Source organism: Rhodopseudomonas sp. P1 (genome assembly GCF_039642825.1).
In the GTDB taxonomy this organism is placed as follows: domain Bacteria; phylum Pseudomonadota; class Alphaproteobacteria; order Rhizobiales; family Xanthobacteraceae; genus Rhodopseudomonas; species Rhodopseudomonas palustris_H.
Genome location: NZ_CP088006.1, coordinates 1,092,067 through 1,117,895 on the forward strand (window position 1 = coordinate 1,092,067; position 25,829 = coordinate 1,117,895).

24 protein-coding genes and 1 tRNA gene are annotated in these 25,829 nt (G+C 66.7%); 23 read left to right on the plus strand and 2 right to left on the minus strand.

Translation table 11 applies throughout. The features are described 5' to 3' along the window. Window positions 1-35 precede the first annotated feature (35 nt). Together LRC39_RS05085 and LRC39_RS05090 are read right to left on the minus strand one after the other, a co-directional pair. Window positions 36-797, minus strand: a complete 762-nt coding sequence (locus LRC39_RS05085) for a crotonase/enoyl-CoA hydratase family protein (protein WP_107354378.1) — start codon at window positions 795-797, stop codon at window positions 36-38. A 205-nt stretch (window positions 798-1,002) separates the two neighbouring features. Further along, window positions 1,003-2,784, minus strand: coding sequence for an acyl-CoA dehydrogenase (locus tag LRC39_RS05090; protein WP_346296532.1), 1,782 nt, complete (start codon window positions 2,782-2,784; stop codon window positions 1,003-1,005). A 215-nt stretch (window positions 2,785-2,999) separates the two neighbouring features. Between LRC39_RS05090 and LRC39_RS05095 the strand changes: the two genes are divergently transcribed. The 23 genes from LRC39_RS05095 (at window position 3,000) to LRC39_RS05205 (ending at window position 25,822) form a co-directional block, all read left to right on the plus strand. After that, window positions 3,000-3,074, plus strand: a tRNA-Gln gene (locus LRC39_RS05095). Window positions 3,075-3,204: 130 nt separating this feature from the next. Beyond that, a complete protein-coding gene (locus tag LRC39_RS05100) occupies window positions 3,205-4,206 on the plus strand; it encodes a HupU protein (RefSeq protein ID WP_346296533.1) in 1,002 nt (333 codons plus the stop codon). Continuing rightward, window positions 4,203-5,648: a nickel-dependent hydrogenase large subunit gene (locus tag LRC39_RS05105; protein ID WP_346296534.1), complete on the plus strand. Its 1,446-nt coding sequence runs from the start codon at window positions 4,203-4,205 to the stop codon at window positions 5,646-5,648. The genes LRC39_RS05100 and LRC39_RS05105 overlap by 4 nt, the downstream gene beginning before the upstream one ends. Window positions 5,649-5,883: 235 nt before the next feature. Continuing rightward, window positions 5,884-6,996 carry a hydrogenase small subunit gene (locus tag LRC39_RS05110; RefSeq protein ID WP_011156495.1) on the plus strand — a complete coding sequence of 371 codons (1,113 nt, stop codon included), beginning with the start codon at window positions 5,884-5,886 and terminating at the stop codon, window positions 6,994-6,996. 18 nt (window positions 6,997-7,014) lie between these two features. Beyond that, window positions 7,015-8,808, plus strand: a complete 1,794-nt coding sequence (locus LRC39_RS05115; RefSeq protein WP_011156496.1) for a nickel-dependent hydrogenase large subunit — start codon at window positions 7,015-7,017, stop codon at window positions 8,806-8,808. Window positions 8,809-8,824: 16 nt separating this feature from the next. Then, on the plus strand, window positions 8,825-9,553 hold the full coding sequence (gene cybH / locus LRC39_RS05120) for a Ni/Fe-hydrogenase, b-type cytochrome subunit (RefSeq protein WP_107354382.1): 729 nt from the start codon (window positions 8,825-8,827) through the stop codon (window positions 9,551-9,553). A gap of 127 nt (window positions 9,554-9,680) precedes the next feature. Next, a complete protein-coding gene (locus LRC39_RS05125; protein WP_346296535.1) occupies window positions 9,681-10,268 on the plus strand; it encodes a HyaD/HybD family hydrogenase maturation endopeptidase in 588 nt (195 codons plus the stop codon). Window positions 10,269-10,281: 13 nt separating this feature from the next. After that, a complete protein-coding gene (locus tag LRC39_RS05130) occupies window positions 10,282-10,875 on the plus strand; it encodes a HupE/UreJ family protein (RefSeq protein ID WP_346296536.1) in 594 nt (197 codons plus the stop codon). 20 nt (window positions 10,876-10,895) lie between these two features. Beyond that, window positions 10,896-11,198, plus strand: coding sequence for a HypC/HybG/HupF family hydrogenase formation chaperone (locus LRC39_RS05135; protein ID WP_107343140.1), 303 nt, complete (start codon window positions 10,896-10,898; stop codon window positions 11,196-11,198). A gap of 220 nt (window positions 11,199-11,418) precedes the next feature. Then, window positions 11,419-11,820, plus strand: coding sequence for a hydrogenase accessory protein (locus tag LRC39_RS05140; protein WP_346296537.1), 402 nt, complete (start codon window positions 11,419-11,421; stop codon window positions 11,818-11,820). Next, the gene (locus tag LRC39_RS05145; RefSeq protein ID WP_346296538.1) at window positions 11,817-12,683 is read left to right on the plus strand and encodes a hydrogenase expression/formation protein; all 867 of its coding nucleotides are present in this window, start codon (window positions 11,817-11,819) and stop codon (window positions 12,681-12,683) included. Before LRC39_RS05140 ends, LRC39_RS05145 begins: the two co-directional genes overlap by 4 nt. Continuing rightward, window positions 12,680-12,892 carry a rubredoxin gene (locus LRC39_RS05150; protein WP_346296539.1) on the plus strand — a complete coding sequence of 71 codons (213 nt, stop codon included), beginning with the start codon at window positions 12,680-12,682 and terminating at the stop codon, window positions 12,890-12,892. Before LRC39_RS05145 ends, LRC39_RS05150 begins: the two co-directional genes overlap by 4 nt. Continuing rightward, window positions 12,882-13,409: a [NiFe]-hydrogenase assembly chaperone HybE gene (hybE, locus tag LRC39_RS05155; protein ID WP_346296540.1), complete on the plus strand. Its 528-nt coding sequence runs from the start codon at window positions 12,882-12,884 to the stop codon at window positions 13,407-13,409. Before LRC39_RS05150 ends, hybE begins: the two co-directional genes overlap by 11 nt. Continuing rightward, the gene (locus tag LRC39_RS05160; protein ID WP_346296541.1) at window positions 13,406-14,515 is read left to right on the plus strand and encodes a nickel-dependent hydrogenase large subunit; all 1,110 of its coding nucleotides are present in this window, start codon (window positions 13,406-13,408) and stop codon (window positions 14,513-14,515) included. The genes hybE and LRC39_RS05160 overlap by 4 nt, the downstream gene beginning before the upstream one ends. Further along, complete coding sequence (gene hypA, locus LRC39_RS05165; protein WP_011156506.1) at window positions 14,508-14,849, plus strand: hydrogenase maturation nickel metallochaperone HypA; 342 nt, start codon at window positions 14,508-14,510, stop codon at window positions 14,847-14,849. The genes LRC39_RS05160 and hypA overlap by 8 nt, the downstream gene beginning before the upstream one ends. After that, window positions 14,849-15,802, plus strand: a complete 954-nt coding sequence (gene hypB, locus LRC39_RS05170; protein WP_346296542.1) for a hydrogenase nickel incorporation protein HypB — start codon at window positions 14,849-14,851, stop codon at window positions 15,800-15,802. Before hypA ends, hypB begins: the two co-directional genes overlap by 1 nt. A 4-nt stretch (window positions 15,803-15,806) precedes the next feature. Next, the gene (hypF, locus tag LRC39_RS05175) at window positions 15,807-18,080 is read left to right on the plus strand and encodes a carbamoyltransferase HypF (protein ID WP_346296543.1); all 2,274 of its coding nucleotides are present in this window, start codon (window positions 15,807-15,809) and stop codon (window positions 18,078-18,080) included. After that, entirely contained in the window at window positions 18,080-18,313 is a 234-nt protein-coding gene (locus LRC39_RS05180; RefSeq protein WP_107354391.1) for a HypC/HybG/HupF family hydrogenase formation chaperone, read from the plus strand. The genes hypF and LRC39_RS05180 overlap by 1 nt, the downstream gene beginning before the upstream one ends. Then, on the plus strand, window positions 18,310-19,452 hold the full coding sequence (hypD, locus tag LRC39_RS05185; protein ID WP_346296544.1) for a hydrogenase formation protein HypD: 1,143 nt from the start codon (window positions 18,310-18,312) through the stop codon (window positions 19,450-19,452). Before LRC39_RS05180 ends, hypD begins: the two co-directional genes overlap by 4 nt. Beyond that, window positions 19,449-20,495, plus strand: a complete 1,047-nt coding sequence (hypE, locus tag LRC39_RS05190; protein WP_346296545.1) for a hydrogenase expression/formation protein HypE — start codon at window positions 19,449-19,451, stop codon at window positions 20,493-20,495. The genes hypD and hypE overlap by 4 nt, the downstream gene beginning before the upstream one ends. Window positions 20,496-20,535: 40 nt before the next feature. After that, window positions 20,536-21,984, plus strand: coding sequence for a sigma-54-dependent transcriptional regulator (locus LRC39_RS05195; protein ID WP_346296546.1), 1,449 nt, complete (start codon window positions 20,536-20,538; stop codon window positions 21,982-21,984). Next, complete coding sequence (locus LRC39_RS05200) at window positions 21,974-23,326, plus strand: sensor histidine kinase (RefSeq protein WP_346296547.1); 1,353 nt, start codon at window positions 21,974-21,976, stop codon at window positions 23,324-23,326. Before LRC39_RS05195 ends, LRC39_RS05200 begins: the two co-directional genes overlap by 11 nt. Window positions 23,327-23,434: 108 nt before the next feature. Beyond that, a complete protein-coding gene (locus LRC39_RS05205) occupies window positions 23,435-25,822 on the plus strand; it encodes a PAS domain S-box protein (protein ID WP_346296548.1) in 2,388 nt (795 codons plus the stop codon). The last annotated feature ends 7 nt before the right edge of the window (window positions 25,823-25,829 follow it).

The window sequence follows — 25,829 nt, forward strand, 5'->3', positions numbered from 1 at the left end:
GGCTGCGGCGCCCGCCGGGTGCCGCAGCCGTCATCTCAGCTCTTCTTCCGCTGAAAGAAGCGCATGAAGGCGTTGACGGCTTCGGGCGACTTCATCCGCTCGCCGAACAGATGCGTTTCCTGATCGATCCGCCGGGTGATCTCATCGGGCGCCAGCCGCAGCAGTTTGCGCGAGATCGCCACCGCTTCGGCCGGCAGCGCGCAGATTTCCCGCGCGGCTTTTTTGGCTTCCATCTCGGTCTGGCCGGGCGCTACCACGACGTTGACGAAGCCGGCGACGCGGGCGTTTTCGGCCGTCATGGTGTGGCCCATCACCAGCGTGGCGAACGCGCGCTGATAGCCCATGGTGCGCGGCATCAGCAGGCTGGACGCGCCCTCCGGCACCAGGCCGAGCTGAATGAACGGCGTCGAGAACGTCGCCGTGGTCGAGGCCAGCACGTAGTCGCAGTGAAACAGCATCGTCGTGCCGATGCCGATCGCGATGCCGTCGACGGCCGCGATGATCGGCTTCACGTTGTGAGCCAGCGAATACAGAAACTTGGTGGCGTTGGTGACGCGCGCCGCGCCGCTGGTATCGGTGCCGGCTTTGAGGAAATCGTCGAGATCGTTGCCGGCGGTGAACACGCCGGAGCCGCCGGTGATGATCAGGCAACGGATATTGGGATTGTTCTGCGCAGTGTCGATCGCGTGGCTCATCTCGCGATACATGTCCTGCGTCAGCGCGTTCTTCTTTTCCGGCCGGCGCATGGTGATCACGCGCGTGCCGTCTTCATCCGTGACGATCAGATGCTCCGTCATGGCATTTCCCCCTAAGACCCGGCGTCCCCGCCTCAAGCGGAGCGCTCCTCGGTACGCACAGTATCACGTTCGTCCGTGACGTCAGCTGACGGCCCGCCGTCCGCGATGAATTTCTGTCGAAGCGCACGCCCATCGCGATGCGCACAAAATAAAGGGTGGCTGCAATGCAGCCACCCCGGAGTTCTTCGTAAGCCGAAGGATCAACTTAAGCCGTCAGCACCGCCTCGGCACCGGCCACCGACGCGGCGCTGTCGACCACGCTGCGCTCCAGCGCAGGAGCCTGCACCGCGACGGTCTCGGCGAAGAACCGCGCCAGCGCGACGTAGCGCGACGGATCATTGATGCCTTCGAGATCGCGGGCCGCGAGCGCTTCGGCCGCCAGCGCGCAGCCGCCCAGCGTGGCGCCGAACAGACGCAGATAGGGCGTGGCACCGGCCAGCGCATCGTTGGTGGCGTTGCCGAGTTTGTCGAGCAGATAGCGGCTGGTGCGGTCGAGCGCTTCCAGCGCTTCGCGGAGCCGCAGGCCGGTGAGGCCGAAGCCCGGATCGTTCGACGCTTCGACATCCTTGACGATCAGCGTCAGCTCGTCGAGCAGCGCGAACACCGAGGCGCCGCCGTTCGCGCCGAGCTTGCGGGTGACGAGATCGATCGCCTGGATGCCGTTGGTGCCTTCGTAGATCGGCGCAATCCGCGCGTCGCGATAGTGCTGCGCGGCGCCGGTCTCTTCGATGAAGCCCATGCCGCCGTGGATCTGCACGCCGAGCGAGGCGACTTCGATGCCGATGTCGGTGGAGAACGCCTTAGCGATCGGCGTCAGCAGCGCGCCGCGCGCCGCCGCGGAGGCCTTGACCTTCGGATCGGTGCTGCGCGCCGCGATGTCGAGCGCGACCGCGGTCGAGTAACAAATCGTACGCGCGGCGCCGATCAGCGCGCGCATCGTCAGCAGCGTGCGCTTGACGTCGGGGTGCTTGATGATCGGGTCCGAACCCGGGCCGGCGCTGCCGACCGCGCGGCCCTGCTTGCGCTCCTGCGCATAGGCCAGCGCCTGCTGATAGGCGCGGTCTGCAATGCCGACGCCTTCGAGGCCGACCGCGAGACGGGCCTGGTTCATCATCGTGAACATGCACTGCATGCCGCGGTTTTCTTCGCCGATCAGATAGCCGATGGCGCCGCCGTGATCGCCCATCGTCATGGTGCAGGTCGGCGAGGCGTGGATGCCGAGCTTGTGCTCGACGCCGCTCGGATAAATGTCGTTGCGGGCACCCAGCGAGCCGTCGGCGTTGACCAGGAATTTCGGCACCAGGAACAGCGAGATGCCTTTGGTGCCGGCCGGCGCATCCGGCAGCCGCGCGAGCACGAAATGCACGATGTTATCGGTCATGTCGTGGTCGCCGTAGGTGATGAAGATCTTGCTGCCGAAGATCTTATAGCTGCCGTCGGCAGCGCGCTCGGCGCGGGTGCGCAGCGCGCCGACGTCGGAGCCGGCCTGCGGCTCGGTGAGCTGCATCGTGCCGGTCCATTCACCGGAAATGAGCTTGCCGAGATAGACCTGCTTCAGCGCGTCGCTGCCGTGCGTATGCAGTGCGTCGATCGCCGACAGGGTCAGCAGCGGGCACAGCCCGAACGCCATGTTGGACGACGCCCAGATCTCGGTGCAGGCGGCGTTGACCGCCATCGGCAGCCCCTGGCCGCCGAAATCCTCCGGTCCCGACACCGCATTCCAGCCGGCGGCGATCCAGCGCTGATAGGCGTCCGGCCAGCCCGGCGCGGTGGTGACCTTGCCGTGCTCCAGCTTGATGCCGTGTTTGTCGCCGACCCGGTTCAGCGGCGCCAGGATGTCGCTGGCGAACTTGCCCGCCTCATCCAGGACTTGCGCAGTGATCTCGCTGTCGTAGTCGCCCAAATGGCCGGCGGCGACGGCGGCCTGCAGTCCTGCACCGTGGTTCAGGGAAAGAAGGATGTCGTCGATCGGAGCGCGATAGGTCATGTTGAAGTCCCGGCTGACGGAAGGAATGCCGGCCTTTTTCCACGAAAACCCATTCCCCTCAACCGTCCGTCGCGTCGCGCCGGCTCTGCAGCCGGGCCGCCCACACCCGGCGCACGACGCTTTCGGCGGTTGAAATGCCGCTTGGGTGTCGATAGACCGGCGGGGCCGAAGCGAATCCGCCATCCGGCCGCCCTGCGCGGCACGGAACCGGCTGTTGGGGCGTAGCCAAGCGGTAAGGCAGGGGATTTTGATTCCCCCATGCGGAGGTTCGATCCCTCCCGCCCCAGCCAATCATTTCAGCAGCTTAGCTCAGGTCTGCCGGCGCGTCTCGATGCGCGCGTGTCGGACATCCGCCTTGCAGCGGTCGCGCGAACTCCCGCATAGTCGTCGGCCACAGAGCTGGTTGGGAGGCCGGCGGCGATGGACTCCTTCGACATCCTTTGGCTGCAAGGAGCCAGTTGCGGCGGCTGCACCATGGCGGCGCTGGAGGGCGGGCATTCCGGCTGGTTTGCCGAGCTGAAGCGGTTCGGGATCAATCTGCTGTGGCATCCGTCGGTGAGCGAAGCGACCGCCGACGAGGCGGTGGCGATCTTCGAGCGCATTGCGTCCGGTGAGCAGCGGCTCGGCGCGCTGGTGCTGGAAGGCGCGGTGCTGCGTGGGCCGAATGGCAGCGGCCGCTTCAACATGCTCGGCGGCACCGGGCGTTCGATGCTGCATTGGGTGACGGCGCTGGCGCCGCGCGCCGATTATGTGGTTGCGGCTGGGAGCTGCGCGGCGTTCGGCGGTGTGCCGATGGCCGGCAGCAATCCGACCGACGCCAGCGGCCTGCAATATGCGGCGGCCGAGGCCGGCGGCGTGCTCGGCGCCGGCTTCCGCTCCCGCGCCGGGCTGCCGGTGATCAACATCGCCGGCTGTGCGCCGCATCCGGGCTGGATTTCCGAAACACTCGCCGCGCTGGCGCTCGGTGGTGTCGACAGCGCTGCGCTCGATGCGTTCGGCCGGCCGCGGTTCTTTGCCGATCATCTGGCGCATCACGGCTGCGCCCGTAACGAGTACTACGAGTTCAAGGCCAGCGCCGAGGAGCTGTCGCAACAGGGCTGCCTGATGGAGCACCTCGGCTGCAAGGCGACGCAGGCGGTCGGCGACTGCAATCAGCGCGGCTGGAACGGCAGCGGCTCCTGTACCAGCGGCGGCTATGCCTGCATTGCCTGCACCTCGCCGGGCTTCGAGACCTCGCAGGGCTTCATGGAAACCGCCAAGCTTGCCGGCATCCCAGTCGGCCTGCCGCTCGATATGCCGAAAGCGTGGTTCGTCGCGCTGGCGGCGCTATCGAAATCGGCGACGCCGAAGCGGGTTCGCGCCAACGCGGCGGCGGATCATATTGTCGTGCCGCCGCGCAGCGACCCCGGCCGGCGGCCATGACGCGGCGGATCACGGTCGGTCCGTTCAACCGCGTCGAGGGCGATCTGGAAGTGCGGCTCGATCTCGACGACGGCGTCGTTCGCTCGGCCGAAGTCACCGCGCCGTTGTATCGCGGCTTCGAGCAGATCCTGCGCGGCCGATCGGCGATGGATGCGCTGACGCTGGTGCCGCGGATCTGCGGCATCTGCTCGGTGTCGCAGTCGATGGCCGCGGTGGCGGCGCTGCGGGCCGCCGGCGGGGTGCGGCCGGCGCGCAACGGCGTGCTTGCCGCCAATCTGGCCCATGCGGCTGAGAACGCCGCCGATCACCTGACGCACTTCTATCTGTTCTTCATGCCGGACTTCGCCCGCGATGCTTATGCGGGGCGGCCGTGGCATCCTGAGATCGCGGCCCGGTTCAAGGCGGTGCAGGGCCGTGCGGCGCAGGCGATGCTGCCGGCGCGGGCACGGCTGTTGCAGATCATGGGCCTGCTCGCCGGCAAATGGCCGCACAGTCTGGCGTTTCAGCCGGGCGGCACCACCTGCGCGATCGATCTCGGCGAGCGGGTGCAGCTGCTGTCGATCATCGGCGACTTCCGCGACTTTCTCGAACGCACTGTGTTCGGCGACAGTCTCGACAACGTGCTGGCGATCGACAGCGTGGCGGGCCTTGAGGCATGGCGGGACGGCCGCGGCAGTGACTTCGCCGGCTTTCTCAGCATTGCCGATGATCTTGCGCTTCACCAGCTCGGCCGGATCGCGCTGCCGCTGATGAGCTTCGGCGCCTATCAGGGCGAGGATGCAGCTCTGTTTGCAGCCGGCGTGCTCGATCCTTCCAGTGCGGAGCGGACGTCGTTCGATCCCGCCGCGATCACCGAGGATGTGGCTCACGCCTGGATGCGCGACACTTCATTGTCGCCGATGGAAGCCGACACCGATCCCGATGCCGACAAGCCGGCCGGCTATAGCTGGTGCAAGGCACCCCGGCTCGGCGGTGGCCCGGCCGAAGTCGGGGCCCTGGCGCGGCAGGCGGTCGACGGCGATCCGCTGATCCGCGATTGTCTCGCCCGCTTCGGTCCCTGCGTCACGACCCGCGTTATTGCGCGATTGCGCGAGACGGCCCGGCTGGCGCTGGCGATGCACCAGTGGGCGCGGCAGCTCGATCTTGCCGAGCCGTTTCTGGAGCGAAGCGAGCGTGGCCGCGACGGGACCGGGATTGGCCTCGTCGAAGCTGCACGCGGCAGCCTCGGCCATTGGATCGAACTGCGCGGCGACAGCATCCGCCGCTATCAGATCATCGCGCCGACCAGCTGGAATTTTTCGCCGCGTGATCGGGGCGGCGTTCCCGGCCCGCTCGAACAAGCGCTGGTCGGCACACCGGTCGGCGACGCAGGCGCGCGCGCGGTCACCATCCAGCACGTCGTGCGTTCGTTCGATCCCTGCATGGTGTGCACTGCACACTAACTGCTTGGCTGATCGCACCTGCGGTCACTCGGTTGTCAGCGCCGCAACCGGCTTATCACCTCGTCGTTTCCCGAAGCTCACGGGGCTCACCCGAGCGCGCCGGCCTTTACCGTTCGTATCAAGCACTTGATGCACCGCATCATTTCTGCGCGTCGCTGGCATGGTTCTTGCGATCTCTCGTGAAGTTGCGAAGTCCGGAACGAGACTTCGAGAGGGCGGGACACCGGGAGCCATCATGGGTGCAGTGACGGAAACCTTTTACGAGGTGATCAGGCGGCAGGGGATCACGCGGCGCAGCTTCGTGAAGTTCTGCAGTCTCACGGCCACCAGTCTCGGCCTCGGGCCGATCGGCGCCACCCAGATCGCGCACGCGCTGGAGACCAAGCCGCGCGTGCCGGTGATCTGGATGCACGGGCTGGAATGCACCTGCTGCTCGGAAAGCTTCATCCGCTCGGCGCATCCTCTGGTGAAGGATGCGGTGCTGTCGATGATCTCGCTCGATTACGACGACACCATCATGGCGGCGGCGGGCCATCAGGCCGATGCGATCCTTGAAGAGACTCGCAAGAAGTACAAAGGCCAGTACGTGCTGGCGGTGGAAGGCAATCCGCCGCTGAACGAAGACGGCATGTTCTGCATCGACGGCGGCCGCCCCTTCGTCGAGAAGCTGAAGGAGATGGCCGAAGACTCGATGGCGGTGATCGCCTGGGGCAGCTGCGCCTCGTGGGGCTGCGTGCAGGCCGCCAAGCCGAATCCGACCAACGCGACCCCGATCGACAAGGTGATCCGCAACAAGCCGGTGATCAAAGTGCCGGGCTGCCCGCCGATCGCCGAGGTGATGACCGGCGTCGTCTCCTACATCATCACCTTCGGACGGCTGCCCGAACTCGACCGCCAAGGCCGGCCGAAGATGTTCTACTCCCAGCGCATCCACGACAAATGCTATCGCCGGCCGCATTTCGACGCCGGTCAGTTCGTCGAGGAATGGGACGACGACGGCGCGCGTAAGGGCTACTGCCTCTACAAGATGGGCTGCAAAGGCCCGACGACCTACAACGCTTGTTCGACGGTGCGCTGGAACGGCGGCGTGTCGTTCCCGATCCAGTCCGGCCACGGCTGCATCGGCTGCTCGGAAGACGCGTTCTGGGACAAGGGCTCGTTCTACGACCGGCTCACCACCATCAATCAGTTCGGTATCGAGGCCAACGCCGACAAGATCGGTGCCACGGTCGCCGGCGTCGTCGGCACGGCGATCGCCGCGCACGCCGCGGTGACCACCGTGCGCAATCTGTCGCGCCGCAAGGAAGTCCCGAACGGCAACGGCACCTCCAACGGCAAGTCTGCTTAAGGCCCAGGACGCAGCATCATGACCAACGTCACGACTCCCAACGGCTTCAAGCTCGACAATGCCGGCCGCCGCGTCGTCGTCGATCCGGTGACCCGGATCGAGGGGCACCTGCGCGTCGAGGTCAATGTCGACAGCAACAACGTCATCCGCAATGCGGTGTCGACCGGCACGATGTGGCGCGGCATCGAGGTGATCCTCAAGGGCCGCGACCCGCGCGACGCCTGGGCGTTCACCCAGCGGATCTGCGGCGTCTGCACCGGCACTCACGCGCTCACGTCGGTGCGCGCGGTCGAGAACGCGCTGAAGATCAACGTGCCGGAGAACGCCAACACCATCCGCAACATCATGCAGCTCGCGCTGTATGTGCACGACCATCTGGTTCACTTCTATCATCTGCACGCGCTCGACTGGGTCGATGTGGTGTCGGCCCTGAAGGCCGATCCGAAAGCCACCTCCGCGCTGGCACAGTCGATCTCGCCGTGGCCGATGTCGTCGCCGGGTTACTTCAAGGATCTGCAGATCCGCCTGACCAAGTTCGTCGAGAGCGGCCAGCTCGGCCCGTTCAAGAACGGTTATTGGGGCCATCCCGCCTACAAGCTGCCGCCTGAAGCTAATCTGATGGCGGTGGCGCACTATCTCGAAGCGCTCGATTTCCAGAAGGAGATCGTCAAGATCCACACCATCTACGGCGGCAAGAACCCGCATCCGAACTGGCTGGTCGGCGGCGTGCCGTGCTCGATCAACGTCGATGGCACCGGCGCGGTTGGCGCGATCAACATCGAGCGGCTCAATCTGGTGTCGTCGATCATCGACCAGACCGTTGCCTTCGTCGAGCAGGTCTACGTGCCCGATCTGGTGGCGATTGCCGGGTTCTATAAGGACTGGCTGTATGGCGGCGGGCTGTCGTCGAAGTCGGTGATGTCCTATGGCGACCTGCCGGAATACGCCAACGACTATTCCGACAAGAGCCTGATGCTGCCGCGCGGCGTGATCATCAACGGCAATCTGAACGAGGTGCTTCCGGTCGATCTGAGCGCGCCGGACCAGATCCAGGAATTCGTCACCCACTCCTGGTACAAATACGCCGACGAGGGCAAGGGCCTGCATCCGTATGACGGCGTCACCGAGCCGAACTTCGTGCTCGGCCCCAACGCCAAGGGCACCCGCACCAACATCGAGGCGCTGGACGAGTCCGCCAAATACTCGTTCCTGAAGGCGCCGCGCTGGAAGGGCCACGCGGTCGAGGTCGGTCCGCTGGCGCGTTACATCATCGGCTACGCCCAGGGCAAACCGGAGTTCAAGGAGCCGACCGAAAAGCTCCTGAAGACGCTCGACGTGCCGGTCACCGCGCTGTTCTCGACGCTGGGCCGCACCGCGGCGCGCGGGCTGGAATGCCAGTGGGCGGCGCGCAAGCTGCGCGCTGCGCAGGACAAGCTGATGGCCAGCATCAAAGCCGGCGACCTGTCCACCGCCAACACCGACAAATGGCACCCGTCGAGCTGGCCGAAAGACGTCAAGGGCGTCGGCTTCACCGAGGCGCCGCGCGGCGCGCTGGCGCACTGGGTCAAGATCAAGGACACCCGGATCGACAACTATCAGTGCGTGGTGCCGACCACCTGGAACGGCAGCCCGCGCGATCCGCAAGGCAATATCGGTGCATTCGAGGCGGCGCTGCTCGACACTCCGATGGCCGATCCGAACCAACCGCTGGAGATCATCCGCACGCTGCATTCGTTTGATCCGTGCCTGGCCTGCTCGACCCACGTGATGAGTGAGGACGGTCAGGAGATGGCACAGGTCAAGGTCAGCTGACGCAGGGGAGGCGACGATGACCACGGAAATCGCACGGGTCCAGGGCGCCATCGACTCGGCCGGGGAGCGGGCCCGGTCGTTGCAGACGGTCTATGTCTATCAGGCGCCGGTGCGGCTGTGGCACTGGGTCAACGCGCTGTTGATCGTGGCGCTGTGCGTCACCGGCTATCTGATCGGGTCGCCGCCGCCCTCCGTGCCCGGCGAGGCCAGCGCCAGCTTCCAGATGGGCTATATCCGCTTCATCCACTTCGCGGCGGGCCAGACGCTGATCGTGTTCTTCATTCTGCGCGCCTACTGGGCGATCGTCGGCAATAAATACTCCAAGCAGCTGTTCTACATGCCGATCACCAACCGGACCTGGTGGTGGGGCATGATTTACGAATTCAAATGGTACGCCTTCCTGGTGAAGGATCCGAAGAAGTACATCGGCCACAATCCGCTGGCGCACGTGGCAATGTTCACCTTCATGCTGTTCATGATCTTCATGATGTGCAGCGGCATGGCGCTGTATGCCGAAGGCCAGGGCATCGATAGCTGGCAGTACAAGATGTTCGGCTTCATGTTCTCGATCTTCCCGAACAGCCAGGATCTGCACACCGTGCATCATCTCGGAATGTGGGCGATCGTGGTGTTCGTGATCGTGCACATCTACGCCGCGGTGCGCGAGGACATCCTCAGCCGCCAGAGCATGATCTCGTCGATCGTCTCCGGCGAACGCCTGTTCCGCGACGATCTGCCGGATTGAGGTTGGTTGAAGTGGGTTTCTCCCCATCATTGCGAGCGCAGCGAAGCAATCCAGAGGTGCGGTGCACGGAGCTGGATTGCTTCGTCGCTTCGCTCCTCGCAATGACACATTGAAACGTGAGAACTCCATGACAGATGCGCCCCGCGTCCTGATCCTCGGCATCGGCAACATTCTGTGGGCCGACGAAGGCTTCGGCGTGCGTGCGGTCGAAGCGTTTCACCGCGCCTATGATGTGCCGGCCAACGTCACCGTGCTGGATGGCGGCACCCAGGGGCTGTACCTCGTCAACTTCCTGCAGGACCATGACCACCTGCTGGTGTTCGACGCGATCGACTACGGGCTCGAGCCGGGCACGCTGAAGCTGGTGCGCGGCGACGAAGTGCCGAAATTCACCGGCGCCAAGAAGATGAGCCTGCATCAGACCGGGTTTCAGGAGGTGCTGAGCGCCGCCGATCTGCTCGGCGCCGCGCCGCGCGAGCTGGCGCTGATCGGCTGCCAGCCGCTCGATCTGGAAGATTGGGGCGGAGCGCTCACCGAGCCGGTGCGCTGCCGTATCGCCGAGTCGCTGGTGATGGCCTGTGCGATTCTGGCCGAGTGGGGCGTGCCGGTGGTGCCGCGCGCTGAACCGTTACCCGAAGGCGCCGCGCTGCTGGCCAATGATATCGACCACGACCATTACGAACGGCGCGAAGCCGCCGCATCTTCCACGATCTGAGCGAGGAAACCTCATGACCCATCTGCTCCGCGCCGGCACCGCCCTGATTGCGCTGCTCGGCCTGTCCGGCCTCGCCGAGGCCCACACCGGCGTCCACTTCCTGGCGGCGGACGGGTTCGCCGCCGGCTTCGTGCATCCGTTCAGCGGCCTCGATCACCTGCTGGCGATGGTGGCGGTCGGCCTGTGGGCGTGGTCGCTCGGCGGCGCGGCGCGCTGGATCGTGCCGGCGAGCTTCGTGGCGCTGCTGGCGGTTGGCGCGATGCTGGGCGCTTCCGGTGTGACGCTGCCGGCGGTCGAGCCGATGATCGCGCTGTCGGTGATCGCGCTCGGCGTGCTGGTGGCGCTGTCGGTGCGGGTGCCGACGATCGCTGCCGCCGCGGCAGTGGCGCTGTTCGGCCTGTTTCATGGTTTCGCCCACGGCGCCGAAATGCCGGCGCTGGCGCAGCCGCTCGCCTATGGCGCCGGCTTCGTCGTCGCCACCGCGCTGCTGCACGGTATCGGCCTCGCGCTCGGCGCGACGCTGCCGCGGTTTGCGCCGGCGCCGTCGCTCCGCCTTGCCGGCGGCGCGATCGCGGCGGCCGGTGTCGCACTCGCTCTGCCGCTGTAATTACAGGCGAGATTGCTGCGATGTGCGTCGGCCTGCCGATGACGGTGATTTCGACCGAGGAAGGCACCGCGCTGTGCGTGCGCCGCGGCGAGCATCGCAGCGTCTCGACCATGCTGATCGGCGAGGTCGCCCCGGGTGATCAGCTTCTGGTGTTCATCGACAGCGCCATCCGCCGGCTTGACGCCGAAGAGGCGCGGCTGATCGATGATGCGCTGGACGGCGTCGCCGCCGCGCTGGAGGGCAAGCCGTTCGAGCATCTGTTCGCCGATCTGATCGATCGCGAACCGGAGCTGCCCGAGCATCTGCGCCGCGACCCGCAGTAGTTGCGAGCTGTTCGCGCATCAACGCGCGTCATCTACAAGTCTACTTCCCACCTGCCGGTTACTATGTTTCCATAGCCCCACCTCGGCAGCGGGCGATTGGTCAGAACCGATCGCAAAATGGTTAGTTTGCTGCCAATTCGAGGCAATTACCGGCTGGCACGTCGCTTGCTGAATTAGCGGCGACGATAACAACAAGCGCCGGAACGGGAGTGGAGGAAACATGAGCGGTTCGCTCGCGCGCGCGGCTGCGCGGCCAAATGCACCGACCTTGGTGGACGAAGCCAACGTCGACGACTTCATCGCCTGCTCCGGCAAGATCGTCGTGCTGTTCTTCCGCGGCGATGCCGCACGCTTTCCGGAAGCCGCGGACCTCGCGGTGGTGCTGCCTGAACTGATCAATGCGTTTCCGGGCCGGCTGGTCGCGGCCGAAGTCGCCGCCGAGGCTGAACGCGGCCTGATGGCTAAGTTCGGCGTTGCGGTGTGTCCGAGCCTGGCGGTGGTGCAGCCGGAGCGCACGCTCGGCGTGATCGCCAAGATCCAGGATTGGTCCAGCTATCTGGCGCAGATCGGCGCGATGCTGGCCGAGGTCGATCAGCGCGGTGAAGCGGAGCTGCAGTCATGAGAGTGGGCTACTGGACCAAGCCGGATAGCGACGACATTGAAATGACGTTGCTGCCGATCGGGGCGGGCGATGCAGGGCGGTTCGGCGTCACCGGTGCCGGCGCGATCGCCGCCTTGGCGACCCGCGGCGGCGAGGAATTGACGCGGCAATGCCCGCTGCTTGCCGGCATGCTGACGCAGCTTGCCGAAGCGCTCGCCGCCCAGCGCGTCGAAGCACCGACCACGCTGCTATCGATCGATCATCTGTCGGAGGCCGAGCGCAGCCTGCTCGACGACATCCTCGGCGAAGGCGAGGTTTCCGGTATCGTCGCGCTCCCTGACCGCCGGGTCGCGCAGGTGCAGGAATCGGTGCTCGCCGGGCTGTGGCGGGTGCGGATCGAGGGCGACGCCGACGGACCGGCGCGCGATTACCTGGAGATCGGCTCGATCCCGGCGATCGTCAGCCGCGCCGCGCAGGATTTCCCCGCGCCCGATATCGACATCACCGCGCCGCCCGCGGGCGCGATGAACGTCCAGCCGGTGCTGGCGGAGATCCGCGAGCGGATGGCGGCGCACCAGATCGGCCAGCCGTCGCATGTGATCAACTTCACGCTGCTGCCGATGAACGAAGCCGACATGGATCACCTCGCGACGACGCTCGGCAATGGTGCGATCCAGCTGTGGTCGCGCGGCTACGGCAGCTGCCGCGTGCTGGCGACCGGCGCGCGCTCCGTCTGGTCGGTGCAGTTCCTCAACGCGATGGACGCGCCGATCCTCGACACCATCGAGATCGGCGACGTGCCGGCCGCGGTGCGGGCCGCCGATGAGGACTTCCAGGACTCCGCCGAACGCCTCGGCGAAATCATCGAGGCGTATTTCCGATGACCGAATTCGCCACCTCGCACGATAGTGAAACCGATCCACTCACCCGGATGGAATGCGGCGTGTGCTGGACGGTGTACGACCCGGCCGAAGGCGATCCGCTCGGCCGCGCCGCGCCGGGCACGCCGTTCGCGGCACTGCCGGACGACTGGTGCTGCCCGACCTGCGATGCACCACCGGCCAAATTCCTGAGGCTGAACGATGACCGCTGAGGTCGCTGCGCCCCGTGATCCTGAAGCGCGCGCCGCCGGCGAAGCGGTCGCGGCGATCTACCGCGCGGCGGTGCCGGCGATGCGCGATCTGCCGGTGTTCAATCCCGCGCTCGATGTCGCGGCGATCGGCTTCCGCGCGCTGGACGATCATGCGTTCGGCGTGATCGTTACGCCGTGGTTCATGAATCTGGTGCGGATGCCGCTCGATTTCGCCACTGCCGCCGGATGCAGCCAGGGCGAGGTGGTGACACGCGTATTACCGGTCGGCGCGCTGGAGTTCACCGTGGGGCAACTCGACGGCATCGGCGGAATCGAAAGCTGCTCGCTGTTCTCGCCGATGTTCGACTTCGCCGACCAGGCGGCGGCGGAAGCGGCTGCCGCGGCCGCGCTCGCCGCGGTGCTCGAGCCCGAGCAGGTCGCTGACGAGGCCTCGCCGTCTCAGGCTCCGAGCAAGATGGCGACCACGCTCGACCGCCGCGGCCTGCTGCGCGGCGCCTGGGTGGAGCGGCGGCCATGACTGCGGCGCCGGGCGAGGATCGCATCGAGGTCGGAATCGTCCGCCGCGGCGATCGCGTCGTTCGGCTCGACATCACGGCGCGGCGGCCGATCGGCATCGGCCGGCTGGCGCAAGGCAAATCCGGCGAGACGATCGTCGCGCTGGTGCCGCGGCTGTTCGCGCTGTGCGCGTCGGCGCAGGGCGTTGCGGCGGCACAAGCGCTCGCGGCGGCACGTGGCATTTCGCTCGCGCCGTCGATCGTTGCTGCCCACACTAGCGCGGTGCTGGCGGAGCGCATGATCGAGCTGCTGCGCGGCACCGTGCTGCTGCTCGGTGGTGCGGGAATGCCCGCCCTCACTCATCAGCTGCGCGATCTGATGATTGCCGCGCGGCCGAGCAACCCGGCCGCTCCGCTCGATGACGACGCGATCGCGCGCATCGCACAAGGACTCGAAGCACTCGGGCTGACGTCGCGCGCGTTTGCGGATGTCGCCGCCTGCCGGCGCTGGCTCGGCTCTGATGCGCTGTTGGCTGAGCTCCACCGCCCGCTGGTGGCCGAAGCTGAGTTCGGTGCGGCGGCGGTCGATCCGCTCACCGCGGCGGATGATGCCATGATCGGCAAGCGACTAATCGCGTTGGGGCCGTCCTTCGCGGTGCGTCCTGATCTGGCGGGCCGCGTGCCGGAGACCGGCGCTTTCGCCCGCACTGCGGATCACCCGGTGGTCGCCGCGTTCGGCTCCGGCCTGTTCGGCCGGCTGCTCGCGCGGCTGATCGAGATCGCCGCGACGCCCGAGCAACTACGCGCCGTACGGCACGGAGATGCGGACGCCGCTGCAGTCGTGCAGAGCATGAGACTGGGCGATGGCATCGGCCTCGCTGCCGTCGAATGCGCCCGTGGCCGTCTATGTCACCTTATTGCGCTCGACGCCGCAGGAGCGATCCGGCAGTTCGAGATCCTGGCTCCGACCGAGTGGAATTTCCATCCCGAGGGTCCGCTCGCCCGCGCGCTGGTCGGGACGACGCTGCAAGCCAGCGAAGCCGATCGCCGCCGGGTCGAGCGGCTGGTCGCGGCGTTCGATCCCTGCGTCGGCTTCGATGTTCGTTTCTGCGAGGTCGCCGATGCATGAGATGGCGCTGTGCGAGAGCATGATCGAAATCATCGAGCGCGAGGCGCGCGAGCAGCAGTTTTCGCGGGTGCGCGCGGTGTGGCTGGAGATCGGCGCGCTGGGTCATGTCGACCCGGAGGCGATGCGGTTCTGTTTCTCAGCGGTGGCGCATGGCGGCATCGCGGCCGATGCGCGGCTTGAAATCCTCGAAATGCCCGGCGCCGCCTGGTGCATGGACTGCGCCAAGACGGTGACGATCGCGCAGCGTGACGCGCCGTGTCCGGATTGCGGCGGCCATCACTTGCAGATCACCGCCGGCGAAGAATTGCGGATCAGGGAATTGGAGGTCGACTGATGTGTACGGTTTGCGGATGCGGCGATGCCAGTGCGGATCCGGGTCATGGTCACGACCATCCACACGGCCATGGCCATTCTCACGGCGACGGCCACGGACATCATCACCATCACCACGATCATGATCACGCGCACCCGCACACGCATGATCACGACCATGGTCATGATCATCACCACGATCACGGGCATGACCACGGTCACGTGCATGCGCCGGCTGGTGGCAGCATCGATTTTGGGGCCGGGCTTGCCGGCGTGCATATCCCCGGCCTGTCGCAGCCGCGGATCGTACAGATCGAGCGTGATATCCTGTCCAAGAACGACAGTTACGCGGCGGAAAACCGCGCCAGGCTGGCGGCGAGCGGCACCTTCGCGCTCAACTTCGTCTCCAGCCCGGGCTCGGGCAAGACCTCGCTATTGGTGAAAACGATCTCGGATCTGAAGGATCAGTACTCGATCGCGGTGGTCGAAGGCGATCAGCAGACCGCCAACGATGCCGAGCGCATCCGCGCCACCGGCGCGCCGGCGATTCAGATCAACACCGGAAAAGGCTGCCACCTCGACGCCCACATGGTCGGCCATGCGCTCGATCAGTTGCCGCGCCAGGAGGGCGGGCTGCTGTTCATCGAGAACGTCGGCAATCTGGTCTGTCCGGCCGGCTTCGATCTCGGCGAGGCGCATAAGGTAGTGGTGCTGTCGATCACCGAAGGTGAAGACAAGCCGCTGAAATATCCGCACATGTTCGCCGCTGCGAAGCTGCTGCTGCTGAACAAGATCGACCTGCTGCCGCATCTAGATTTCGATCTTGCCGCGACGATCGAATATGCGCGGCGCGTCAACCCGACCATCGAAGTGTTGACGGTCTCGGCGAAGACCGGCGAAGGCTTGGCCGCGTTCTACGCCTGGATTGGCAAGCGTGCGGCCGCGGTGCGGGCTGCCGCCAACGCCGCCGAGTAGTGCCATGCAGCCGGCCGTGCCGCTCACCGCTGCCGCCGAACGCGCCCGGGTGCGCGTGCGCGGCGCGGTGCAGGGCGTTGGCTTCAGGCCGTTCGTGTACCATCTCGCACAGCGCTACCAACTCGGTGGCTTCGTCGCCAACGATGCGGACGGCGTGCTGATCGAGGTCGAAGGTGCGGCGCTGCCGGAGTTCCTGATTGCGCTCCGCCAAGAGGCGCCGCCGCTGGCGCGGGTCGACACAATCGAGACCGAGACGGTTCGGGCGCGCGGCGAGCGGGACTTCGGCATCGCGGAGAGCCGTGGTGGGGTGGTGACCACGCAGATCGGGGCGGATGCGGCGACCTGCGAAGCGTGCCTGGACGATCTGTTCAATCCGGCAAGCCGGTTTCATCTCTATCCGTTCGTCAATTGCACCCATTGCGGCCCGCGCTACACGCTGACGCGCGGCCTGCCGTACGACCGCGCCAACACCTCGATGGCCGGCTTCACGATGTGCGAGGATTGCCGCCGCGACTATCAGGATCCGCACAACCGCCGCTTTCACGCCGAGCCGATCGCCTGTCCGCGCTGCGGCCCGCAGCTCAGCCATCCGATCGAAGAGATCGTGGCGTGCTTGCGCGTTGGCCGGATCGTCGCGCTGAAAAGCCTCGGCGGCTATCATCTGCTGTGTGACGCCACCAACGAAACCGCCGTCGCCGAGCTGCGCCGGCGCAAGGGCCGCGACGCCAAGCCGTTCGCCGTGATGGTCGCGTCCGAAGCTTCGCTCGATCGCATCGTCATCGCGTCCGAGGCGGAGCGCTCGCTGGTGTCGTCGGTCGAGCGGCCGATCGTGCTGATGCGCGATCGCGGCGTGCTGGCCCCGTCGGTCGCGCCCGCGCTGGATGCGGTCGGCGTAATGCTGCCCTATACGCCGCTGCATCATCTGATCTTCCATGCCGCAAGCGGCGCGCCCGAGGGACGCGCGTGGCAGCGCGCGCCGGTCGATCTGGTGCTGGTCGCCACCAGCGCCAATCTCGGCGGCGATCCGATCGTGACCGAGGATGCGCTGCGCCGGCTGGCCTCTGTCGCCGATCTGATCGTCAGCCATGATCGCGGCATCGTCGTGCGTGCCGATGATAGCGTTGCGCGGGTGATCGACGGTTCACCGTCATTCATCCGCCGCGCACGCGGGTTCACGCCGCGCCCGATCACACTGCCGCGCGAGATGCCGCCGGTGCTGGCGGTCGGTGCCTACTTGAAAAACACCATCACGCTGACCCGCGGCCGCGAAGCTTTTGTGTCGCAGCATGTCGGCGATCTCGCGACCGCCGAAACCGTGCGGTTCTTTGAGGAGACGGTGGATCACCTGATGCGTCTCGTCGGCGTGAAGCCGGCCGCGATCGCGCATGATCTGCACGCCGACTTCGCCTCGACCCGGTTTGCCGAGAGCCAGGCCGCCGACTATTTGGCTCTGCCGCTGATTGCCGTGCAGCATCATCACGCCCATGTCGCTTCGATCGCCGCCGAGCACGGCATCGACACGCCGCTGCTTGGTTTGGTGCTCGACGGTCACGGCCTCGGCAGCGACGGCGGCAATTGGGGCGGCGAACTGCTGCGCGTCGACGGCGCGCGGTTCAGCCGGCTGGGCCATCTGAAACCATTGGCGCTGCCCGGCGGCGATGCCGCGGCACGCGAGCCGTGGCGGATGGCGGCGGCTGCGCTGCACGCGCTGGGGCGCGACGACGAGATCGCATCGCGCTTCGTCGATCACCCTCGCGCCGCTGCGCTCGCCGCGATGCTCGTCAATCATGGCTGCGCCACCACCACCAGCGCCGGCCGGCTGTTCGATGCCGCCGCCGGCCTGCTCGGCGTCTGCGCCGTGCAAAGCTACGAAGGCCAGGCGGCCATGCAGCTCGAAGCGCTGGTGCAAATCCCGCGCGTGCTGGGCGGCGGCTGGGAGATCGGCGCCGGCACGCTCGATCTCTCGCCGCTGCTCGCCCATCTGGCAACACCGACGATCGATCCGCGCGACGGCGCCGAACTGTTCCACGGCACGCTCGCGGCCGCGCTGACCGAGTGGTCCGTGCAGGCTGCGGAGCAGAGCGGACTCACCACCATCGCGCTCGGCGGCGGCTGTTTCCTCAATCGCGTGCTGAGCGAAGATCTGGCGGCGCGGCTGCGGGCGCGGGGGCTGACGCCGCTGCTCGCCCGGCAGGTGCCGCCGAATGATGGCGGCCTCAGCCTTGGTCAGGCTTGGATCGCCGGACAACATCTCACTGCCAGCAAGGAGCCGCACTGATGTGTCTCGCCATTCCGGCCGAAGTGGTGGAATTGCTGCCCGAGCAGATGGCGCGGGTGTCGCTCGACGGCGTGAGCAAGGTGGTGTCGGTCGCGCTGGTCGAAGGCGTGGCGGTCGGCGACTACGTCGTGGTGCATGTCGGTTTCGCGCTGACCCGGATCGACCCGGACGAGGCGAAACAGACACTGGCGCTGCTCGCGGAGATGAGCCAATCGGCGGAGGCGGCGCGATGAAATACGTGGACGAATATCGCGACGGCAAGGTGGCGCGGCAGATCGCGGCGGCGATCGCGCAGGCGGCCGATCCGTCGCGCAGCTATCACTTCATGGAGTTCTGCGGCGGCCATACCCACGCGATCTCGCGCTATGGCCTGGAAGACCTGTTGCCGCCGAACGTCCGGATGGTGCACGGACCCGGCTGTCCGGTCTGCGTGCTGCCGGTCGGACGGATCGACATGGCGATCCGGCTGGCGCAGCGTCCAGAGGTGACGCTGTGCACCTATGGCGACCTGATGCGGGTGCCCGGCTCGCACGGCACTTCGCTGCTGCGCGCCAAGGCGGCCGGCGCTGACATCCGGATGGTGTATTCGACGCTGGATGCGGTCGCGATCGCCGAGGCGGAGCCGACCCGCGAAGTGGTGTTTTTCGCCATCGGTTTCGAAACCACGACGCCGCCGACCGCGCTGGCGATCAAGCTTGCGGCCGCCAAGCGGCTCAGCAATTTCAGCGTGTTCTGCAATCACGTGCTGACCCCGCCGGCAATCCGCGGCATCCTCGAACATCCCGATCTCGACGGCCAGCCGGGGCCACGCCTCGATGGCTTCATCGGTCCCGCGCATGTCAGCGCGGTGATCGGTGCCGATGCATTTGCCGAGTTCGCGCGCGATTTTGCCAAGCCTGTGGTGGTCGCCGGGTTCGAGCCGCTCGATGTGATGCAGTCGATCCTGATGCTGGTGCAGCAGGTCAATGACGGCCGCCACGTGGTCGAGAACCAGTACATCCGCGCGGTGACGCCGGAGGGCAACCGCATCGCGCAGGCCGAAGTCGCGGCGATCTTCGAGCTGCGCGACAGCTTCGAATGGCGCGGCTTTGGCCGCGTGCCGGCGAGCGGCCTTCAGTTGCGCGAAGCTTACGCAGCCTTCGACGCCGAGCGCCGCTTCGCGATGGCGGAGATCTGCGCCGCCGACAATCCGGCCTGCGACTGCGGCGCGATCCTGCGCGGCATTAAGCGGCCGACTGACTGCAAATTGTTCGGCACGCTGTGCACGCCGGAGACGCCGATGGGATCGTGCATGGTGTCGTCGGAAGGCGCCTGCGCGGCGCATTGGACCTATGGTCGCTTCCGCGACCACGCACGGAGGGCGGTGGCATGAGCGACCGGATCAGGCGGCGCAAGCTCGATCTCGCGCACGGCCGCGTCGACCTCTCGCACGGCGCCGGCGGCCGCGCGATGGCGCATCTGATCAGCGAGATCTTCCACGCCGCCTTCGACAACCCGATGCTGCGCGCCGGCAACGACCAGGCGGCGTTCGACGTCGCGGCCGGGCGGATTGTGATGACCACCGACGGCTATGTGGTGTCGCCGCTGTTCTTCCCTGGCGGCGACATCGGCTCGCTCGCCGTGCACGGCACCATCAACGATGTCGCGATGGCTGGCGCGAGGCCGCTGTATCTGTCGGCCGGCTTCATCATCGAGGAGGGCTTTGCGTTCGCCGACCTCAAGCGGATCGCCGACAGCATGGCGGCGGCCTCGCGCGCAGCCGGCGTGCCGATCGTCACCGGCGACACCAAGGTGGTGGAGCGTGGCAAGGCCGACGGAGTGTTCATCACCACGACCGGCGTCGGCATCGCGCCGCGCGACCTGGCGCTGTCCGCCGAGCAGGCCCGGCCGGGCGACAAGGTGCTGCTGTCGGGCTTCATCGGCGACCACGGCGTGGCGGTGATGTCGCGGCGGCAGAACCTCGCGTTCGAAACGTCAATCCAATCGGACAGTGCCGCGCTGCACGAGCTGGTCGCCGCGATGGTGGCGGCTGCACCGCAGGGCCTGCGGGTGATGCGCGATCCGACCCGCGGCGGGCTCGCTGCCACCTTGAACGAATTGGCGCAGCAATCGGCAGTCGGCTTCCGGCTCGATGAGGATGCAGTGCCGGTGCGGCCCGAAGTGGCGGCGGCGTGCGAACTGCTCGGGCTCGATCCGCTGTACGTCGCCAACGAGGGCAAGCTGGTGGCGGTCGCAGCGCCCGAGGCGGCCGATACGCTGCTCGCCGCGATGCGGGCGCATCCGCTCGGGCGCGATGCCGCGATTATCGGCGAGGTGATCGAGGACGATCATCATTTTGTGCAGATGACCACGGCGTTCGGCGGCGGCCGGATCGTCGATTGGCTGGCCGGCGAGCAGTTGCCGCGGATTTGTTGATGGTGTTTGGTTCAATTCGTTGCGTGACGGGACGACGGGGATGAGTGGACAGGCGACAGTGCTGGTGGTCGACGACGAGATCCGGTCGCTCGAATCGCTGAAGCGGGTGCTGTGCGACGAGTTCGAAGTGATCTGCGCGCGCGATGCCGGCGAGGCGCGGCGGGTGTTGGAGAGCGAGATCGTTCACGCCATCCTGTGCGACCAGCGGATGCAATACGAGACCGGCGTCGACTTCCTCAAGGACGTGCGCAAGACCTGGCCCGACCCGGTGCGGATGATCATCTCCGGCTATTCCGACAGCGAGGACATCATCGCCGGCATCAACGAAGCCGGGATCTATCAGTATATCGCCAAGCCGTGGCATCCGGACCGGCTGCTCGATATCGTCCGCGGCGCGGTGCAGCTATTCATGCTGCAGAAGGAGACCGAGACCGCCGGCATCGACATCAAGCTGACGCCGGAGCGGGCGCAGCGCGTCGTCACCGAAAAGCGCGGCGCGGCCCGCAAGCTGTACGAGTTCGATCGTATCGTGCACGCGCCGGACAGTCCGCTGAGCGAGGTCATCGAGCTCGGCAAACGCGCCGCCGAGTTCGACATCTCGGTGCTGATCACCGGCGAGAGCGGCACCGGCAAGGAGCTATTGGCACGGGCGATCCATTACGGTTCGGCGCGATCCGGCAAGGCGTTCGTGGTCGAGAACTGCGGCGCGCTGCCGGATGAGTTGCTCGAAAGCGAACTGTTCGGCTGCAAGAAGGGCGCGTTCACCGGCGCCTATCAGGACCGCATCGGTCTGTTCGAAGTGGCCGATGGCGGCACGATCTTCCTCGACGAGATCGGTGAGACTTCGCCGGCATTTCAGGTGAAGTTGCTGCGCGTACTTCAGGAGAGCGAGATTCGTCCGCTCGGCGCGCAGCGGGTCCGCAAGGTCGACGTTCGCGTCGTCGCGGCGACTAACCGCGATCTGGAAACCGAAGTGCGGGCCGGCCGGTTCCGGCGCGATTTGTACTACCGGCTCGCCGCGTTCCCGTTGCATATGCCGGCGCTGCGTGAGCGGCCGATGGACATTCCGCTGATCGCCGCCAAGGTGCTGGCCGACGTCGCCAAGTCCTACGGCCGCAACGTTGCAGGTTTCGCGCCGGCGGCGCTCAATCGCATGCGGCACTACGACTGGCCGGGCAACGTTCGCGAACTGCAGAACGAAATCCAGCGCATGGTGGTGCTGGCGACCGAGGATCGGCTGCAGGAAGGCGATCTGTCGCCGCGGGTGCGGCAGGGCGGCGAGCCGATCCAGCTCAAGCCGGTGCGCAACGGCTGCGCAACGCTGAAGACCAACATCGAAGCGCTGGAGCGGCACATGATTGCCGAGGCGCTCGATCGCCATGGCGGCAATATCAGCCGCGTCGCCGGCGAACTCGGGCTGTCGCGCGTCGGGCTGCGCAACAAGCTCGGCCGCTACGATCTGCGCAAGGGCCTCGCCGATGAGGTCTGATCGCGGCGGTCGCGAGAGTCTGATCGACCGGGTCGGCTCGCAACTGCCGTCGCCGTTTGCCGGCGACCAGGAGGCGGCGTGGATCGAAGTGATCCGCAAGATGGACGAGGTCTACGCCGACCTGCTGCGCTACGAGACCGATCTGGAAGAGAAGAACGCGGCGCTGGAGGAAGCGCAGGCGTTCATCTCCAGCGTGATCGAGTCGGTGTCGGACATTTTGATCGTCTGCGATCGCCACGGCAGCATCCTGCAGGTCAATCCGGCGGCGGTGCGGCTGCTCGGCGACAGCGCCGGCACGCTGCTGCATCGGTCGCTTACCGATCTCGTCGATCCCGCCGATCGCGGCCGGATCGATGCGCTGTTGCAGGCGCAGTGTCCGAGCGAAATCAGCAACCTCGAAATCCGCTTCGTCACCGAGCGCGGCCTCTCAGATCTTTATGCGATCAACGGTGCCACCCGCTGCGATCCGGCCGGGCACCGGCTCGGTGCGGTGCTGACCGGGCGGCCGATCGGCGAGCTGCGCCGCGCCTATGAGGCGCTGCATGCCGCGCACAGCGAGCTGCAGCACGCACAGCGCCAGCTCGTCGAGCAGGAAAAGATGGCGAGCCTCGGCCGTCTGGTCGCCGGTGTTGCGCACGAACTCAACAATCCGATCAGCTTCATCTACGGCAACATCCATACGCTCGATCGTTATCGCGACCGGATGTCGGCGTATCTCGGCGCGATCCATCGCGGCGCCGAACCTGCAGAGATCGAACGGCTGCGCCGCGACTTGAAGATCGACGCGCTGCTGGCCGATTACGGCTCGCTGATCGAAGGCACGCTGGAAGGCGCGATGCGGGTTGCCGACGTCGTCAAGAACCTGCGGCGGCTCAGCTTCCCGAAGAGCGGCGAGAGCCTACGCGTCGATGTCGATCGCGTGGTGCGCACCGCGGTGCGCTGGGCGGCGCGCGCCAAGCCGCATCACGTCGACTTCGCGTTCGACATCGCGCCGGATCTGCAGATCCTCGGCAATGAAGGCCAGTTTCACCAGATCATCGTCAATCTGATCGACAACGCGCTCGACGCGGTGCGCGGCCAGGCCGCGCCGCGGATCGAGATCGTCGCGCAGCGCGACGGCGACCAGATCGTCATCACCATCACGGATAACGGAGCCGGTCTGCCCGACGGGCTGATCGACAAGATCTTCGAGCCGTTCTTCACCACCAAGCCGGTCGGTGAAGGTACCGGGCTCGGCTTGTGGATCAGCTACGGCATCGCGCGCGAACATGGCGGCACGCTTGCAGCAGCGAACCGCAGTGGGGGCGGCGCAGTCTTCACCCTGATGCTACCTGCGCCGTGAGCTGTGCAATGGAACCGATGAGTTCCATCGCGATCGGAGCGTCCCCAGGTCGACTCGTCACCGAAGATTGCGCTAGGTTTGTCGCAACAAGGCCCCAAGAGGCTGCAGGTGACCAACAAGCTGTCGGCGTCCGAGCAGGCGCTCATCGATCGGGAAAGGGAACTCGCGGAGGTTCAGCGCATCGCCAAAGTCGGCGGTGTGGTGGTGGATCTGACCGCCGGGTTCCGCAATCACCGCTCGCCGGAGTATCTGGCGATCCACGGCCTGCCGCCCGAGGCCGTCAACGAGACGCATGAAGATTGGGTGCGCCGACTGCACCCGGAGGATCGCGAGCGCGCCGAGCGGCAGTTTCTCGATCTCGTCAACAGCACCTCCGAGCGCTACTCGGCCGAGTATCGCATCATCCGCCCGAACGACGGCGAAGTGCGCTGGATCGCGGCCGAGGGCCGGATCGAACGCGATGCGTCGGGGCGTGCGGTGCGGATGGTCGGCGCGCATATCGACATCACCGATCGCGCCGTCGCCCGCGAGATGCTGCGCGAGAGCGAGCAGCGCTTCAAGCTGATCGCCGACAGCGCGCCGGTGCCGATCTGGGTGACGCGGCTCGACCGCACCCGCAGCTTCGCCAACCGCGCCTATTGCGACTTCATCGGGTTGCCCTACGAGGAAGCTCTGGTGTTCGACTGGCGCAGCATCATCCATCCCGACGATGTCGCCGAGGTGGTCCGTAACAGCGTCGCCGGGGAAGCCTCGCTGCAGCCGTTCGTGCTTGAGGGCCGCTACCGTCGCGCTGACGGAAAATGGCGATGGATCAGGTCGGAGTCGCAGCCGCGCTGGGATCCGGCCGGGCGCCACATCGGCTTCATCGGCGTCGCCCATGACATCACCAGCGCCAAGCAGGCGGAGATCGATCTGCGCAACGTCAACGATGTGCTGGAGCGGCTGATCGCGCAGCGCACCGCGCAACTGCATTCCAGCGAGTCGCAACTCCGCGCGATTCTGGAGACCACCAACCAGTATCAGGGCCTGCTCGATCTGAAGGGGCGGCTGCTCTACGTCAACGGCACCGCGCTCGCCGGCATCGGGGCCGAGCCGGCGCAGGTGCTGGGCGCGCTGTTCTGGAACACGCCGTGGTTCGACGCGACGCCCGACGCGCCGGTGGTGATCGAACGCGCGTTCCGATCAGCGCGGGCAGGGGAGATCGCCAAGCTCGATCTGGAGCTGCAGCTTCCGGCCGGGCCGCGGCACATCGATTTCTCGCTGCGGCCGGTGTCGGATGAGCAAGGCGGCGTGATGGCGGTGCTGGCGGAAGGCATCGACTCCACCGAGCGCCGGCGCAACGAAGAGGCGCTGCGGCAGGCGCAGAAGATGGAGGCGGTCGGGCAGCTCACCGGCGGTGTCGCGCACGACTTCAACAACCTGCTGACCATCATCCGCTCCGCAGTGGACTTCCTGCGCCGGCGCGATCTGCCCGAGGAGCGCCGCCGCCGCTATGTCGATGCGATCTCGGATACGGCCGATCGCGCCTCGAAGCTGACCGGGCAGTTGCTGGCGTTCGCGCGGCGGCAGCCGCTGTCGCCGGTGGTGTTCGACGTCGCAGCGCAGATCCAGAGCATCGCCAATCTGATCCGACCGCTGGTCGGCAGCCGTGTCGAGATCGACGTCGACACCGGCTTGGGGCCGAACTACGCGATCGCCGACGTCGGCCAGTTCGAGACGGCGCTGGTCAATCTCGCCGTCAACGGCCGCGACGCGATGAATGGCGAGGGCCGGCTGTCGATCGCGCTCCGCCGCGTCGACGAGATTCCGCCGGTGCGGTCGCAACCGGCGCGGCCCGGCGCGTTCGTGGCGATCTCGGTCACCGACAGCGGCAGCGGCATTGCGCCGAGCAATCTCGATGTGATCTTCGAACCGTTCTTTACGACCAAGGAAGTCGGCCGCGGCACCGGGCTTGGTCTCAGTCAGGCCTTCGGCTTTGCCAAACAGTCCGGCGGCGAGATCAGCGTGCACAGTACGCAGGGCGAGGGCGCGACGTTCACCATCTATCTGCCGCAGGCGCAGGCCCCGGAGCAGACCGCGGCGGCGACGCTGTCGCGCGCCGATCCGGCGGGCGGGCTTGGCCATCGCATCCTGGTGGTGGAAGACAATGTCGAGGTCGGGAAGTTCTCGACCGAGCTGCTGCAGGATCTCGGCTACACCATCAAATGGGCGAAATCCGCCGATGAGGCGCTGGCGGCGTTGGCCGAGGATGAGTTCGCGTTCGACCTGGTGTTCTCGGACGTGATCATGCCCGGCAAGAACGGCGTCGAACTCGCCACCATCATCCGCGAGCGCTATCCCGGCCTGCCGGTTGTGCTGACCAGCGGCTACAGCAGTGTGCTCGCCGAGAACGCGCACCAGGGCTTCGAACTGGTACAGAAGCCGTATTCGGTCGAGGCGATCTCGCGCGTGCTGCGGCGGGCGATTTCCGAGCGCCGGACACGGCCGACCGGATGATACAAGG